Genomic DNA, 13734 nt, shown 5'->3' with positions numbered 1-13734 from the left:
CAGCGTGAGGGGAGGGGGCGCGGCAAGCCAAGAGCCAGAAGCCCGGTAGCTTCTAGCGGTGAGAGCAAGCATTCCTTGGCCTAGGCTCGGTTCATGATGAATCCGACTCATCTCCGCACACTTGAGGTGGTCTGCCGCACCGGTTCGTTCGCCATCGCGGCGCGCGAGCTCGGCTACACCTCCTCGGGCGTGTCACAGCAGATGGCGGGCCTGGAGCGGGCATGCGGCCTCCTGCTGTTCGAACGGCAAGCCCATGGCATCCGGCCGACCGCGGCGGCCGACCAGCTCGTGGAGCGGGCCGGCCGCGTGCTGGCGATGCTCGGGGAGTTCGAGGACGAGATACGTGACCTGGCCGCCGGGCGAGTAGGCCGCCTGCGGCTGGGCAGCTTCCCCACGGCCAGCGTGCGCCTGGTGCCCGACGCGCTGACGGACCTGGTGGCCGGCCATCCCGCGGCGGAGATCCTGCTGGAGGAGGGCGAGCCGGACGAACTGGCCCAGATGCTGGTCAACGGCGAGCTGGACGCTGCCCTGCTGTACGAGTACGGGCACGTGCCTCAGCGGTGGCCGACGGAGCTGGTGACGGTGCCACTGCTGCGCGAGGCGCTGCTGCTCCTGACGCAGCGTCAGCGCGCGAACACCGGTGAGGCGACGGCGCGACTGCCGGCACTCCGGGCGGCGCAGTGGATCACCAGCCGGGAGGGCACGGCGGGCGCGATCTCGCTGGAGCGCCTGTGCGCGGCCGCCGGCTTCGCGCCCGCCATAACGCGGCGCAGCGACAACTACGACGTCGTGCGCCAACTCGTCGGGGCAGGGTTGGGCGTGGCTGTCGTGCCCGCGTTGGGACATGTGCCCGACGAACGCGTCCATGCCGAGCCGATCGCCTCTCATCTGGCTCATCGCCGCGTCCTCGTGGCCCATCGCGCAGCCAACGTCAACCCGCTCCTGCAACCCGCACTGAAGGCGATCAAAGCGGCTGTCGCCACGGACGACCCGTGGCTCGCCGTATCAGAGGAATGATCGCAGGGCAAGCGTAGCTTGGTCTGGCGGTCACCAGCTCCCGCCCTGCTGGGTCTTGGCTAATCGCCGCCCCCGCTCCCAGGCTGGAAACTGCGGCCCCACCGAGCCGCGCCCGTGGAACGACACCCAGGAGACTCGCATGGTTCCCACCTGGCGGCTGCGCGCCGCATTCGCCCGCCGCCTGTCGGACATGTACGGGACCGAAGTGCCCGCATACACCACGCTCCTCGACGTCGCCGGCGAGGTCACCCACGAGGTGATGCGTGACAACGCCGATGCCGAACGCCTGGGAGGCATCGACCGGATCACGGCAGAACGCCACGGTGCCATTCGTGTCGGCACCCCGCTGGAGATGCGCCAGGCGGCCCAGATCTTCGCCGCCTTCGGCATGTACCCCGTGGGCTTCTACGACCTGCGCGATGCGACCTTCAGCGCGGTACCGGTGATCTCCACCGCTTTCCGTCCCATCGACGCCCTCGAACTGGCCCGCAACCCGTTCCGGGTCTTCACCTCCCTGCTCACCACCGCCGACCGGCGCTTCTTCGACGCCGACCTGCAGGACCGCTTGGAGAGGTTCCTCTCCCGCCGCGAACTCTTCCCGGCGGAACTCCTCGACCTGGCCCGCCGCGCCGAACGTGACGCGGGGCTGCCGCACGAGCAGGCCGAACGCTTCCTCGCCCTCGCCGTGGTCGCCTTCAAGCTGTCCGCCGAGCCGGTGGACCGTACGTGGTACGCGGAGCTGGAGCGCGTCTCCGCCGTCGCCGCCGACATAGGCGGCGTCTCCAGCACGCACATCAACCACCTCACGCCGCGCGTGCTCGACATCGACCTGCTCTACCAGCGCATGGCGGCCCGCGGCATCGCCATGATCGATGCTGTCCAGGGCCCACCGAGCTGGGATGGCCCCGACGTCCTGCTGCGCCAGACCTCCTTTCGCGCACTTGCCGAACCGAGGAAGTTCCGCGAACCCGATGGCAGCGTCACCACCGGGTCGCTGCGTGTCCGCTTCGGTGAGGTCGAGGCCCGGGGCATCGCCCTCACCCCGGCCGGCCGCGCCCTGTACGACGAACTCGTCACCGAGACCGACCTGCGGAGCGCCGACCATCCCCATGTCACCAGGCAGGATCTGGCCCGGAGCATCTGGCAGGCCCGCTTCCCCGGGAACGAGCGCCGGCTGCTCACCGAGCGCCTGGCGTACTTCACCTACCAGCCGGCCGCCCGACCTCCCGGCGATCGGCGGCAACCACCCGCAGACGTCGCCGGACTCTTCGCAGACGGTTGGATCACCGCCCACCCCATCGTCTACGAGGACTTCTTGCCTCGCTCGGCCGCTGGGATCTTCCAATCCAACCTCACAGGCGAAGGCACCTGGAACGCCACCGTGAGCGGAGCCCACTATGACGCGCGATGGCTCACCGAGACCATCGAGCGACCCGTGCACGATCCCTTCGAGCTCTACGCGGCACAACAGGACGAGTCCCTGGCTCTTACGCTCCGGGCGCTCGGGCTGACCGCCTTGCGGTACCGTTGACGAGAATGAGGGAAGGATCTTCAGCGGCAAATAACAGTAAGGAATCGTCACTTCCCTGCCTGTGGGGTGCGAAACCCGGATGCGACCTCTGGCCTGCGGTTATCCGCCCCGTCTATGCAGCCCGCCGATACTGGTTGATCAGGCCGTCGAGTGTCTGTCGACGTTGCCGGCGAACTTGATCGAGATCGCTGGGTGCAGCCGGGGCGTGTGATGGTTGTGGCGGTCGACGGTCTCGTGAGCGATGAGGACGGTACCGGTTGTAATGCCGCTCGTATGTCCGCAGGACTCGGCGGAGATGGTTTTCACCGTAGATCAGCAGCCGATCGGTGCATTCCCTTCGAACGGTACCGACCCAACGCTCGGCTATCGCGTTGGCCCGCGGCGCACGAACGGGCGTCATGATGACGCGGGCGCCGAGTGAGGTGGACACCTCGTCAAAGACCACGGTGATTTTCGCGTCTCGGTCGCGAATGAGGCATGTGATCCCCTCGGCCCGCTCTCTCAGGTTCAGGACCAGGTTGCGGGCCTGCTGAGCGACCCAGGCGCCGGTCGGATGCGCCGTTACGCCCGCGACGTGAACTACGCGGGTGGCGTGCTCGATAAAGAACAAAACGTAGAGCCGGTTCAGAGACACCGTGTCGACATGGAACAGATCGCATGCCCAGATGCCCTTGGCCTGCGCTTGGAGGAATTGACTCCAGCTCGGTCCAGTGCGACGTGGCGCGGAATCGAGCCCGGCTCTTTTGAGGATGTCTCGCACGGTGCTGGGCGGTATCCGAAGGCCGACTCCGGCCAGTTCACCGCTGATGCGCTGACAGCCCCACGAGGGATTCTCCCGGGCCAGGCGCAACCGCCTCCCGGATGTCCGCGCAGGGGTAACGAAGAAGACATCCCACGACGAGCGAGGAAGCAGCCGCGACAAGGCCGCGAGCACAACCCGATCCCCCGGATGGAGATCAAGCCGCTTCACCTGACGGCGCAATACGGCGGCAACCTGGTGGCGAAGCACCACGATCTCCGCCGTCTTGGCCCGATCACTGCGACCCAGCAGGACCAGGAGCTGAAAGGCACGCCCGAGGATGAGGTAGAGGGAAGACCACAACACCGTCAGCAGGACGCCCGAGACCTCATCATGCTCGAGCCACGAACCCCCAGGTCGACCTCAACGGCTGAGTTTCCGCACCCCACAGGGAGGCCGCTTGCGGTTCGGTGAGGCCGTTCCGGTCGCCAGTCATGGCCGAAGCACGAATTCATCAAGCGCTCTGCCCGGCGCGGCGGCCGGAGCCGGGCAGAGCGATATATACCTGCGCAGGTTGTTAACCGGCGGGTGTTGCTCCGGGTTCTGTCGAGGTACACAGAGCCGGGACAATCTTTCGCCAAGATCGATCGTGGCGACGATTCCTCGGCGTTGGCCGGCCTTCTGCCTGCATCAACGAGGAGTGGGGTCTACAGGGCGTCGTGCGCGGCCAGGAGTTGTCCGAGTCTTTCGTTCTGTTCTCTGGCCATGGCCAATGCCTGCTGTTCGAGGGTGGCTCGTTCTGCCGGATCGTCCGGCATCGGTGGGGCGATGTTGGGCTGCAGCCGGGAGGTCTGCATCCATGTGCCGATATCGTCGTTGCCCGACCAGCGCAGCTGTTCTGAGTTGATGGACAGGGCGAACCGTAGCCAGTCCGCGTCGGTTTTCGGGTTCGGCGTGACGGGGCAGAGCTCGTTTTTCACGAAATCATCCGGATAGGTCGCCTCCACGTGCGCGATGAGGGCCGCGCTGAACACCGGCTGGCATACTCGAACCGATTGCAGGGTGATCAGTCCGTCTTGGAATATCGGGACGATGGGGAGTTGTTTGGCGGCGTCGGCGGTGCAGTCCACATACAACGCGCGGTGGCTGGCCGGTATCGTGCCACCGTCGAGTTCGATGTCTGTTTCGGTGATTCGTTTTACCCGGCCGAAGCGGACGACATTTTCGATCTTGCGTAGCTGTTCCAGCTCGGCCTGTGAGACGGTCGCGCAGCGAAACGCCGTCGGTCGCTCGTCCGTGGAGATTCTCAGCAAGACACCGGCGGCGTTGAGCCGGTCAAGGAGGTCGGATACGGATTCGGCTCGCATGATGGCTTCGTGTTTGGCGACGTAGTCTTTCACGATGTCTTCGACGCGATAGAGGGGGCGTGGTTGCACGGTGGCCCGGTCGATGAGCCACGGTGCACGGGGCATGATCCACGTCAGGTTTGCGGGGGCGACACCCCGTTCCAGCAGCCAGAGGCAGGCATCGATCCCGGTTTTTCCGGCGCCGATGATGACGTACTGACCATAGGGTTCGCGAATGGCCGGCAGTTCGTTAGGGGGTACCACGCGAACGCCGGCGGCGATCGGGAACTCCGGTGGTTGCATGGCCGGCACGGTCACGCCTTGATAGGTGGTGTCCACGATCTTCCGTCGCACGGTCACCTGGTACTCGTCACCAGAGGTTGTCAGGTGGAATCGGCCGCCACCGTCATATTCGGCCATGGGAAAGTACGACACCCGCCCGGACGGCAGGAACGTCTGCCGCATGACCTGGTCGAAATAGCTGCAGATCTCGCTTGCGCTGGCCAGTTCGTAGAATCCAGCGTTCCCGCCGGTCTGGTCGATCGTGTCGTTGCCGAGTGGGCGGGAGTTCACGCCGTACATGGCCGAGGGCTGATGTAGTCGCACGTAGGGATAGGCGACCGTCCAGTGTCCGCCTGGCTGGTGATAGCGGTCGACCAGCACCACGGTCGCGTCCGATTCGGTCAGCAGCGTGTCCACGAAGGCCATCGCCGTGGCGCCCGCGCCGATGACGAGGTAGTCGGTTTCGATCTCGGTCACCATCAGGTGCTCCTGTTCTCTGTTCGCTGGTCGTGTCGTCGTTCGAGGTGCGAGTCTAGACGCAATATAGGAGCACTATCTCATATTGAGAGTATGCATCGATGGTGAGATGAGACACCCAGGTAGGTCGTCCCAGGTCAGCGGTGGTCGAGGGATGCTGACGTACGATGTCGCTGCGGTTGTGGCCCGTCCGCTGAGGAGTGGATTGAGACGTGGGGAGAAGTGAACTGTCCGAGAACGGATCGTCCAGTGGGCCGTGGGAACGTAAGCGGGCCAGGACCAAGCAGGCGATTCAGCAGCACGCGCTGCGCCTGTTCGGTGAGCAGGGTTATCACGCGACCACGGTGGAGCAGGTCGCGGCCGCCGCGGATCTCGCGCCGAGCACGGTCTTCCGGTATTTCCCCACCAAGCATGATCTGGTGGTGATCGAGGATCACCTCACGCTGATCAGGCCGTTCATTGCGCCGTTTCGGGACCAGCCGGCAGAGTTGGGCGTCGTCGACGCGCTGCACAACGCCGTCCGCACCGCTTTCGCTGACACCGGTGCCGGTCGGCAGGAGCATGTGGACATGCAGAACAGGGCCCGGCTGGTGGTGTCCATTCCCGAGGTGTGGGCCGCGAACATGGGCGGTATGACCACCATCATGCGGGTGATGTCCGAACTTTTCGCCGAACGGGCAGGACGCGACTCGACCGACCCGGAAATCCTTTGCCTCACTAGAATGCTCTGCGGATCCATGACGGTGGCATGGCTCACTGCCGGTAGCGGCGGCGAATTCGACCTGCCCGCCATATTGGAAGACACCGTCGCCCACCTGAAAACCGGATTCGACCTATGACCTCGCCCGCTGGGCGGTTCGTCGACCAACGGGAGCTGGAATACGGCGCTTGGCCCAGGAGAACGGGCATAGCCAAGGAGCGGGGCCTGCGCCTACGGTAGGCCTCGCATTTCCGGAGGCCGGCGCCGCTTTTATCGACGTTCCGTATAGCTCGGCTCCGCGACCATGCCGAGGACGGACCTGCGGTTGAGCAAGGCTTCCGCCGCCTGAGGCGCGGCATGGCCGGTTGTTGAGCGAAGGCTGGTTCGTGAGACCAATGTGGCTCTGATGAAGGAGGCGAGTGTAATGGCGGTGACGAAGAGAAAAAGCTCGGCCTGCCGGTGCTGCGGGTCGAGAGCTGCCGAGTATCGTTGGAGCGGCAGTTTCTGAAGCTAGTTTTAAGCAGACCTAACGGTCCGAAAATCAATTACTACTGAGGTGATCTCAGCGAAATAGTTCGGACGATTGGGACTTCTTGGACGCCGCTGATGGCGTTCCGGGCCCAATGCCGTTTAGATAAGTGTGATCATGGTTCTTGGGTGGCCAGGGGCGTGGGCAAGAGTGCGACGGTCGGTGGCCCCGCGTACCGGATCCCCTTGTCCGAAGGGCGGCGTTCACGGTAGCTGCTACGGCGCGAGCGTTTGACGGCTCGCGGATAGGAGCGGTGCCGACGGCACGGGTTGACGTTCCGTCGGTGCGCGACTTGGTGGAGAGCGCGCGTCCAGGACGCGTGGGGTGGCTCAGGGGGAAAGGGCCGCGCGGTCGGTGACCGAGCGGCGCACGATGCGGACGGTGCCCAGGAACTTGATCCGGTCGGGGTCGAGCCCGGCCGTGGTGGCGGCGGTGCAAATCAGCGTGCATAAGGCCCAGTGCGTCAGCAGGTAGGCCCAGATCTCCTGATAGGCCAGTTCGGGGGTGGGGGAGCGCAGGATCCGGCCCGGCCCGCGCAGGTGCGTCTTCAGCTGATCGATGCCGGTTTCGGCCTCCCAGCGATCATGGTAGCAACGGGCCAGTTCCTCGGCGGTGGCGTCGGCCGGGTCAAGAATGCTGGTGATCAGCCGAATGTGCTCGCCCTTGCGGTCGGGCACGGTGTAGTCGACCGCCCGGACGATCACCGCATCGTCGGGATCGAGGTCTCGGCCCTGGCGGGCGGCCTTGCGCAGTCGGTCCTTCTGCGACCGCCGCAGACCAGCGGGTTTGGTGATGACGGCGAGCCGGGACCCGTCCTCCAGGTCACGCAGCCAGTACGGGCGCAATCCAGCCTGGACCCGCCACACGAGAGGTGCGCGCCACTGTCACGGGCCTCGTTCCAAGCGGGGAAGCTGTAAAAGCCGCGGTCGGCGGTGAGCAGCATCTCCTCGGTCAACCGCCGATACAGGGAGAACGCGAGCGTCTGCTCGCCGGCCCAGCAGCCCGCCGCATCGGCGGCCACGATGGTGTGGCTCGCGCACTCGCTGATGGCGACCATCCGGGCCTGCGGGAACGCGGTCTCGTACCCGCCCGCGCTGTCGCGGCCGAACTCGGCGACGTTGGCCTCGGTATCGGGCACGTCCACGACGAACCCATCGATCGCCATCATCCGCCGGCAGTGCAGCCACGCGCCTGGCGTCGACTCGGTCGCTGCAGGCCGGGCGACCTGCTGGAACACGTCCTTGACCGGCTCACTTCCCAGGCGCTGGCGGGCTGGGCGATCGCCCCGCGGGTCGGCGCCTGCCAGCGCGCCCCTGGCACCAAGGCCAGCATGCCCGTCAGTTTCTCGGCGACCTCCTCGTAGTCGTCGTCCGGGCAGAGGCACAACGCGATCAGTAGGTAGATGACCACATGCGTGGGGAGTTTGCGTACGCGACGCTCCCGGCATCCGCGCGTGGCGATGGCCGCGTCCAGAGCCTGGCGAGGGATTGTCAATCCCCTGGAAGCGTGGAGACGGTTCTATGCCACAGCGGTCCTCAGCAGGGCCGATGAGGCTTTCCTCTTCTCGTTCATGTGAAGCTCGAATGTGATGGGCGGCAGCCCGTCGTTGGCGCTATGACGCCGGACGGTGTTGTAGAAGTCCGCGATCCAGGTCGCGATCTTCAGACGGGCCTCGGCCCGGGTGCGGAACCGGTGACGGTGGACGTACTCGACCTTGAGGGTGCTGTTGAACGCCTCGGCCGCTGCGTTGTCGAGCGCGCAGCCGACCCGGCCCATCGACTGCACCACGCCCAAACGCCGGCACAGCTCCTGATAGCGGGCGGCCGTGTATTCCGAGCCGCGGTCCGAGGGGAAGATCACTCCGTCCATGTCACCTCCCCGGGTGGCCGCCGCCATCTGCCGTGAGGCGCAGGTCAGCGCGGCGTCGTGATGTCCGGACATGGGCGTAGCCGAGCAGTCGGCGGGAGAACAGGTCCTCGACCGTGGCCAGGTAGAGCTTGCCCTCGTCGGTGTCGATCTGCGTCACATCGCCGCACCGCAGCACGTCCGCAGCGGGCGCGGTGAACTTCCGCCGCACCAGGTCCGGAGCCGCTGGACGTTTGCCCTGCCGGGTCAGCGACCGCCCAGGCTCGCAGCAGCTTCCGACTTGGCTTGGTTTCGCATCCTTAGGCGCGATGATCCTTTTGACCGGTCTTGGGCTGGCCGGCCTTCTCGTGGCGGCCACCATCTCCACGGCCTGGCGCTGTGCCGGCCGCCAGTTACTCATGGTCCTGCGCGGAGTCATCAAGGCCGAGGCCACGACCGGGGAGACAGTCCGGCTGCGGCCCGGAGACGTCGGCCTGGCGGCGGACCTCATATCACCCGCGTCATCGAGCATCCGGCTCGCCTGCTGTTCGCCGTGCTCCCCGACGGCGGGCCCGGCCCGGCCTGACGGCCTCCGCCCGCCACGCGGGTGCGTACGATGTATTGTCCTAGCACACTGATGGGTACTCAAGAGCATCGGAAGGCACCCATGACCTCGGCACCGCAACGCCCGGAACCGCCCTACCGACGCATCCTCGCGGAGTTCCGCGACCGTATCCTGACCGGCGACCTGCGGCCGGGCGATCGTGTGCCGTCCATCCGGCAGATCGCCCAGCGATCGGGCGTCGCGGTCGCGACCGCGACCAAGGTGGTGGCGGCCCTGCGCGACGAGGGACTGGTCGAGGCGAGGGTCGGCGCCGGCACGGTGGTCAGCGCGGGGGCGAGCCGGGCGGAGCGGCCCGCCGATCCGCCCCCGCTGCCGAAACGGCGCCAGGCCGGCGTGCCCAAGGGTTCACTGAACCGCGAGCACGTCCTGCGCACCGCCATCGCGATCGCCGATTCCGAAGGGCTCGACGCCGTGTCGATGCGGCGGCTCGCGGTCGAACTCGGCTCGGGCCCGATGTCGCTCTACCGGCACGTGAGGGGCAAGGACGAGCTCGTGACGCAGATGGCCGACGAGGTCTTCGGCGAAACGGAGTTGCCCGTCCCGGGGCCGGAGGGGTGGCGGGCCAAGCTTGAACTGATCTCCCGCCGACAGTGGGAGCTGTGCCGGCGGCACCCCTGGCTCCCCAGAGCCATCTCGTTCACCCGTCCCCTGATGGTGCCCAACATGATGGCCCACACCGAGTGGACCCTACGCGCGCTCGACGGGCTCGGCCTCCCCATGGACATCCGGATCCGCGAGGCTCTCACACTGCCCGCGATGGTCCACGCCGTGGCGCTCTCGCTGGCGGAGGAGGCCGAGGCCGAGCGGGAGACCGGTGTGACGCTCGACGGATGGTGGCTGCTCCAGCACAAGCAGGCAGACAATCTCCTCAACAGCGGACGGTTTCCGCTCCTGGCCATGGTTCCCAAGGAGACGGTGTCGGACCTGGACGGCATGTTCGACTACATCCTGGCGCGCCATCTCGAAGGGTTCGCGGTCCTGCTGACAAGGGTCGTGACGGCCCGTCCTCAGTGATCCGGCAGCGAAGTGTACTAGTTCAATATCCAGCGTCCTAGTACAGTATGTACCGATATATGCCGTCGTAAAGCGCCATATACCGCCTCCGTCTGTACGGTGTACTCATGACCGTTGATACACCTCACGCATCCGTGCGGCAGGCGGACCCGCGAGCGGACCTCCAGGTGGTGCTGGACGTCCTGACCGATGCGTTCATGAACGACCCGGTCGTTTGCTGGCTCTTCCCCGACCCCGGCGTACGAGGGCTGCTCCAGCGGCACTTCTACCGCCCCGTGCTCACCCGCCCCGCGGCCGAGGCGTACCTGGCCGGCGGCGACGAGGGCGCCGCGATCTGGGTCGCGCTGCCCTCGGGCCGGACACCGTACGAGGAGGAGCCGCCGGACGGTTCGGCGTCGGTCTTCGGCGGCAGCTCCGCGCGGCTGTCGGCTCTCGGGACGGCACTGGCCGCGCGGCACCCCCTCGGCGAATCGCACCTCTATCTCCCCTGCATGGGAGTGGCCGGCGGGCGGCAGGGCACCGGGCTCGGCTCGGCGATGTTGCGGCATCGGCTCGCGCGGGCCGACGCCGACGGTCTGCCCGCGTACCTGGAGGCGAGCACGCCCCGCAGCCGCGCCTTCTACCAGAGGCACGGCTTCACAGATCTCGGCGAACCCGTGCGCGTGGCGGACAGCCCGCCGCTCTGGCCGATGTGGCGCCCCGCCCACCGCTGACCCGTTCTCCAAGGAAGGAAACATCCATGACGACGAACCACGCATCCGAGGCCCGAGGCACCGACAGGCGGCCGCCGACCCTGGTGTTCATCCACGGCACCAACTCCTCCTCCACCTGGATCACGGGCCTGCTCGCCGAACTCACGCTGCGCGGCCACCGGAGCGTGGCGGTCGACCTGCCGGGACACGGCCGCGAGGCGTTCTACCCCCGCTCGTACCAGGCACCTCAGGACCTCCAGTCGCTGGCGACCGAGCCGTCGCCGCTCGCCAAGATCACCATCGACGACTACGTCGAGCGCGTCGTGGACGTGGTACGCCGCGCCCGCCGCCACGGCCCCGTGATCCTGGTCGGCATGAGCCAGGGCGGCGTCACCCTGAGCAGGGTCGGCAACGCCATACCCGAGCTGCTCGATCGGGTCGTCTACGTCGCGGCTTACTGCTGCGTGGACCTGCCGAACATGACCGCCTACCTCCAAACCCCGGAGAACGCCGACAGCCTGCTCCCCAGGGTGACCGCCGCGATGGTCGCCGACCCGGCGGTCCTGGGCGTGAGCCGGCTCAACTGGCGCTCGGCCGACCCCGCCGTGTTCCAGGGCGTCAAGGAGGCCCTCGCCGCCGACTTCACCGACGAAGGGGTGAGCCGGCTGCTCAACCTGCTCGAACCGGACGAGAGCGCGAGCATCCCGCTGGCCGAAGCGCGAGGCCAGGCGGACACCTGGGGCCGGATCCCCAGAACGTACGTGCGCCTCACCCTCGACCGGCTGATTCCGCCGGCGCTGCAGGACCGGTTCATCGCCGAGGCCGACCGCCTCACTCCCGGCAACCCGACCGATGTCCGCAGCGTCGCGGCACCTCACGTCGGCCCGTTCGACCGTCCGGAACTGGTGGACATCTTCGCCGAGCTCGCCGGCCGCTGACCTGCCGGGCGGGCATCCCCGCACCATCGACGAAAGACATTCCTCATGCAGATCGTGCACCGGCTGGTGTACTCCGCCGTCGTCCTGCTCACGCTCGGCGCGGCGGCACCCACGCAGCCGACCGGCTCACCCACGTCCGCGCCGCAACCCAGCCCGTAGTCATCGGCGCAGGTGACCGGCCGGCCCGTCGTGCGCCTGGACTCCGGGCAGATTTGCGGCCTCGACAAGGGCGCGGTCCGGACGTTCTCCGGGATCCGTTACGCCGAGCCCCGGTCGGCCGCCTGCGCTGGGCGCCCACCGTGGCCGCGCGGCCGTGGGGTGGCGTGGCCGACGCCACGAAGCCGGGCGCCGCGTGTCCTCAGGCCGCGCTCCCTGGCGTGCCTCCGACCGGCGAGGACTGCCTTTTCCTCAACGTCACCATGCCGCGCGACGCCGGCGGAACGCGGCTTCCCGTGATGGTCTGGCTGTGGGAGACCCCGGACGGCCGGCCCCGGCCGCTGGAGCAGGCCGCCACCGGCCGCCCGCGCGCACACTGCTCCCGGCGGTGCAAGGACGCCGTCAGCAACGCCGCCAAGCGCTCCTTCGACCAGCGCCGCCGGCCGCCCGGATGCCGCCCCTGCGCGCCGTCCGTGCGATCGTCGCCGCCTGCGAGGCCGACCTGGACCAGTGGGTCGGGCCTGGCGCGCCATCAGCCTCCAGCGGTTCCGGCAGGACAATCCGCCTCCTGCCAGTCTGGCCAGGTAAAACGGCTGGTCGGTCGTTGATGCCCACCGTCCCGATACTGACCATTTTCGGGACTGGCCGTCTGCGCGTGTTCGACGAGCGGGCCCTTGGGCGGCGGGGGGCGGAAACAAACGTAGGGCCCCGGGTACCCGGGGTCCTACGTCGCAGGCAGTCTGGTCCACGCTCCGGCCGCCGCGCTCTCAGCCGCTCGTCTTGTCATACCCGCCCGGGTCTCGGTAGCCGAAAACGCTTCAGCCCTGCTCACCGACCAGGTCGCTGATACGGGGGATCAGCTGCTGCTGCACTTGGGCAACAAGGAGTGTGTGATATTGGTGGCGTAGCCCGGCACGTGGCCCGTCAGGCCGTCATAGTCGAACTTCACCCAGTACCACCAGTTACCATCGGCCCCCCACCGCTTGCAGGTGGCGAGGATCCCTTCTGACGGCACAATTACGCCGCCGTTTTCCCCCGTCCAGCCCCGGTGACCAGAGAATTCAGGGTAAACCCCTCCCCAGATGTTGTACCCGTCGTGGACGTATCCGTGTTGGGACAGAATGGATAAGGCCGATGAGCCCGAAGCAGCGGTTCCGGACGACTGAGCAACCGCGTGTGCGGCGGTCGGTACGGCGGTGAGTGCTGCGGTGGCCGCAAAAGCGGCGATTGCAACTCGCCTTGCTAGTTCCCTGCTAAATGTCATGGACGAATTCCCTTCCGCTGGATCGAAGTCGAGTCCCCATCTCTAGACGAACACGTTGGGTTGCTCCTTGACGATTGCAGGACGCGGGTGAAGACGACGACCTGCATGCTGGATGGTGTCGCAGTAGTCCGACGATGGCGTGCCTCCGCTGGCCCGGCGAGGTGGGCCAACTCGGCTCCCCGCCCAGTCACATGTAACGCACCGATCATTGTTTGGCAGCCTGCTTTGCCACTCCAAACAATTCCGCCCACATCTTCCTATGAACTCTCTTAGAGCCTGCTGACAAAGACTTAAGTGCTGGTGGGCATCGGGCCGTAGAGGGCGGGCCCGATCTTGTTGATGTAGCCCTGGTGGGACCATTGCGACAGTTGGACGCGGAAGCTGTTGACGTTCTCGATGCCGAGGATGGCGGCCAGTTCGGCTCCTTTCCAAGCTCGCCATGGCTGAGCGGTCAGGAGTTGCAGGACCTTGCCGCGCCGGTCGGGGCTGAACAAATCCGGCAGCGGCGGCGGGCTGCCCCAGCGACTGCTGGGCGGCTGGCCTGCCAGTTCGCGCGTCAGGCGGCGGGCCATCTGATGG

General features: G+C 67.1%; 16 protein-coding genes. 7 read left to right on the top strand and 9 right to left on the bottom strand.

Annotated features, from left to right (window positions below; genetic code table 11):
* Nucleotides 1-93: 93 nt before the first annotated feature.
* Both ABD844_RS39540 and hglS read left to right on the top strand, forming a co-directional pair.
* The gene (locus ABD844_RS39540) at nucleotides 94-1017 is read left to right on the top strand and encodes a LysR family transcriptional regulator (RefSeq protein ID WP_344890102.1); all 924 of its coding nucleotides are present in this window, start codon (nucleotides 94-96) and stop codon (nucleotides 1015-1017) included.
* Nucleotides 1018-1156: 139 nt separating this feature from the next.
* Nucleotides 1157-2548, top strand: coding sequence for a 2-oxoadipate dioxygenase/decarboxylase (gene hglS / locus ABD844_RS39535; RefSeq protein ID WP_344890099.1), 1392 nt, complete (start codon nucleotides 1157-1159; stop codon nucleotides 2546-2548).
* 112 nt (nucleotides 2549-2660) lie between these two features.
* On the opposite strand, the gene ABD844_RS39530 is transcribed toward hglS, so the two are convergent.
* Complete coding sequence (locus ABD844_RS39530) at nucleotides 2661-3653, bottom strand: integrase core domain-containing protein (RefSeq protein ID WP_344890096.1); 993 nt, start codon at nucleotides 3651-3653, stop codon at nucleotides 2661-2663.
* A gap of 341 nt (nucleotides 3654-3994) precedes the next feature.
* Nucleotides 3995-5395, bottom strand: coding sequence for an NAD(P)/FAD-dependent oxidoreductase (locus ABD844_RS39525; protein ID WP_344890093.1), 1401 nt, complete (start codon nucleotides 5393-5395; stop codon nucleotides 3995-3997).
* A 209-nt stretch (nucleotides 5396-5604) separates the two neighbouring features.
* Here ABD844_RS39525 and ABD844_RS39520 point away from each other — a divergent pair, with 209 nt between their 5' ends.
* On the top strand, nucleotides 5605-6231 hold the full coding sequence (locus ABD844_RS39520) for a TetR/AcrR family transcriptional regulator (protein ID WP_344890091.1): 627 nt from the start codon (nucleotides 5605-5607) through the stop codon (nucleotides 6229-6231).
* A gap of 719 nt (nucleotides 6232-6950) precedes the next feature.
* On the opposite strand, the gene ABD844_RS39515 is transcribed toward ABD844_RS39520, so the two are convergent.
* The 5 genes from ABD844_RS39515 to ABD844_RS39500 are packed head-to-tail and all read right to left on the bottom strand — an operon-like array spanning nucleotide 6951 to nucleotide 8647.
* A complete protein-coding gene (locus tag ABD844_RS39515) occupies nucleotides 6951-7325 on the bottom strand; it encodes a hypothetical protein (protein ID WP_344890088.1) in 375 nt (124 codons plus the stop codon).
* Nucleotides 7322-7789 carry a hypothetical protein gene (locus ABD844_RS39510; protein ID WP_344890086.1) on the bottom strand — a complete coding sequence of 156 codons (468 nt, stop codon included), beginning with the start codon at nucleotides 7787-7789 and terminating at the stop codon, nucleotides 7322-7324. The genes ABD844_RS39515 and ABD844_RS39510 overlap by 4 nt, the downstream gene beginning before the upstream one ends.
* The gene (locus tag ABD844_RS53440; RefSeq protein ID WP_425568733.1) at nucleotides 7786-8115 is read right to left on the bottom strand and encodes a transposase domain-containing protein; all 330 of its coding nucleotides are present in this window, start codon (nucleotides 8113-8115) and stop codon (nucleotides 7786-7788) included. The genes ABD844_RS39510 and ABD844_RS53440 overlap by 4 nt, the downstream gene beginning before the upstream one ends.
* A 24-nt stretch (nucleotides 8116-8139) precedes the next feature.
* Nucleotides 8140-8517 (bottom strand): integrase core domain-containing protein, encoded by a 378-nt coding sequence (locus ABD844_RS39505; RefSeq protein WP_344890083.1) that lies wholly within the window; start codon nucleotides 8515-8517, stop codon nucleotides 8140-8142.
* A complete protein-coding gene (locus ABD844_RS39500) occupies nucleotides 8492-8647 on the bottom strand; it encodes a hypothetical protein (RefSeq protein WP_344890080.1) in 156 nt (51 codons plus the stop codon). Before ABD844_RS39500 ends, ABD844_RS39505 begins: the two co-directional genes overlap by 26 nt.
* Nucleotides 8648-9133: 486 nt before the next feature.
* On the opposite strand from ABD844_RS39500, the gene ABD844_RS39495 reads away from it, so the two are divergent.
* The 4 genes from ABD844_RS39495 to ABD844_RS53435 all read left to right on the top strand — a co-directional run bounded on the left by ABD844_RS39495 (nucleotide 9134) and on the right by ABD844_RS53435 (nucleotide 12499).
* Complete coding sequence (locus ABD844_RS39495; RefSeq protein ID WP_344890077.1) at nucleotides 9134-10105, top strand: GntR family transcriptional regulator; 972 nt, start codon at nucleotides 9134-9136, stop codon at nucleotides 10103-10105.
* A gap of 107 nt (nucleotides 10106-10212) precedes the next feature.
* A complete protein-coding gene (locus tag ABD844_RS39490) occupies nucleotides 10213-10818 on the top strand; it encodes a GNAT family N-acetyltransferase (protein WP_344890074.1) in 606 nt (201 codons plus the stop codon).
* A gap of 26 nt (nucleotides 10819-10844) precedes the next feature.
* Nucleotides 10845-11735 (top strand): alpha/beta hydrolase, encoded by an 891-nt coding sequence (locus tag ABD844_RS39485; RefSeq protein WP_344890071.1) that lies wholly within the window; start codon nucleotides 10845-10847, stop codon nucleotides 11733-11735.
* Between the two features lie 212 nt (nucleotides 11736-11947).
* Nucleotides 11948-12499: a carboxylesterase family protein gene (locus ABD844_RS53435; RefSeq protein WP_425568732.1), complete on the top strand. Its 552-nt coding sequence runs from the start codon at nucleotides 11948-11950 to the stop codon at nucleotides 12497-12499.
* 248 nt (nucleotides 12500-12747) lie between these two features.
* Here the strand turns inward: ABD844_RS53435 and ABD844_RS39480 are convergent, their stop codons facing one another.
* Nucleotides 12748-13155, bottom strand: coding sequence for a hypothetical protein (locus ABD844_RS39480; protein WP_344890068.1), 408 nt, complete (start codon nucleotides 13153-13155; stop codon nucleotides 12748-12750).
* 290 nt (nucleotides 13156-13445) lie between these two features.
* Nucleotides 13446-13734 (bottom strand): hypothetical protein (locus ABD844_RS39475; protein WP_344890064.1); only part of this gene is annotated, 289 nt, incomplete at its 5' end.

This window comes from Nonomuraea antimicrobica, from assembly GCF_039536965.1.
GTDB classification, from domain to species: Bacteria; Actinomycetota; Actinomycetes; order Streptosporangiales; family Streptosporangiaceae; genus Nonomuraea; species Nonomuraea antimicrobica.
The sequence above is the reverse complement of the archived record's forward strand: the minus strand, read 5'-3'. Positions and strand labels throughout refer to the sequence as shown.

Excerpts from the sequence above, each read along its gene's own strand:
- ABD844_RS39540 (WP_344890102.1), top strand. The coding sequence starts at position 94 with ATGATGAATCCGACTCATCTCCGCACACTTGAGGTGGTCTGCCGCACC.
- ABD844_RS39510 (WP_344890086.1), bottom strand. The coding sequence starts at position 7,789 with ATGATGGCGATCGATGGGTTCGTCGTGGACGTGCCCGATACCGAGGCC.
- ABD844_RS39525 (WP_344890093.1), bottom strand. The coding sequence starts at position 5,395 with ATGGTGACCGAGATCGAAACCGACTACCTCGTCATCGGCGCGGGCGCC.
- ABD844_RS39505 (WP_344890083.1), bottom strand. The coding sequence starts at position 8,517 with ATGGCGGCGGCCACCCGGGGAGGTGACATGGACGGAGTGATCTTCCCC.
- hglS (WP_344890099.1), top strand. The coding sequence starts at position 1,157 with ATGGTTCCCACCTGGCGGCTGCGCGCCGCATTCGCCCGCCGCCTGTCG.
- ABD844_RS39480 (WP_344890068.1), bottom strand. The coding sequence starts at position 13,155 with ATGACATTTAGCAGGGAACTAGCAAGGCGAGTTGCAATCGCCGCTTTT.
- ABD844_RS39490 (WP_344890074.1), top strand. The coding sequence starts at position 10,213 with ATGACCGTTGATACACCTCACGCATCCGTGCGGCAGGCGGACCCGCGA.
- ABD844_RS39485 (WP_344890071.1), top strand. The coding sequence starts at position 10,845 with ATGACGACGAACCACGCATCCGAGGCCCGAGGCACCGACAGGCGGCCG.
- ABD844_RS39495 (WP_344890077.1), top strand. The coding sequence starts at position 9,134 with ATGACCTCGGCACCGCAACGCCCGGAACCGCCCTACCGACGCATCCTC.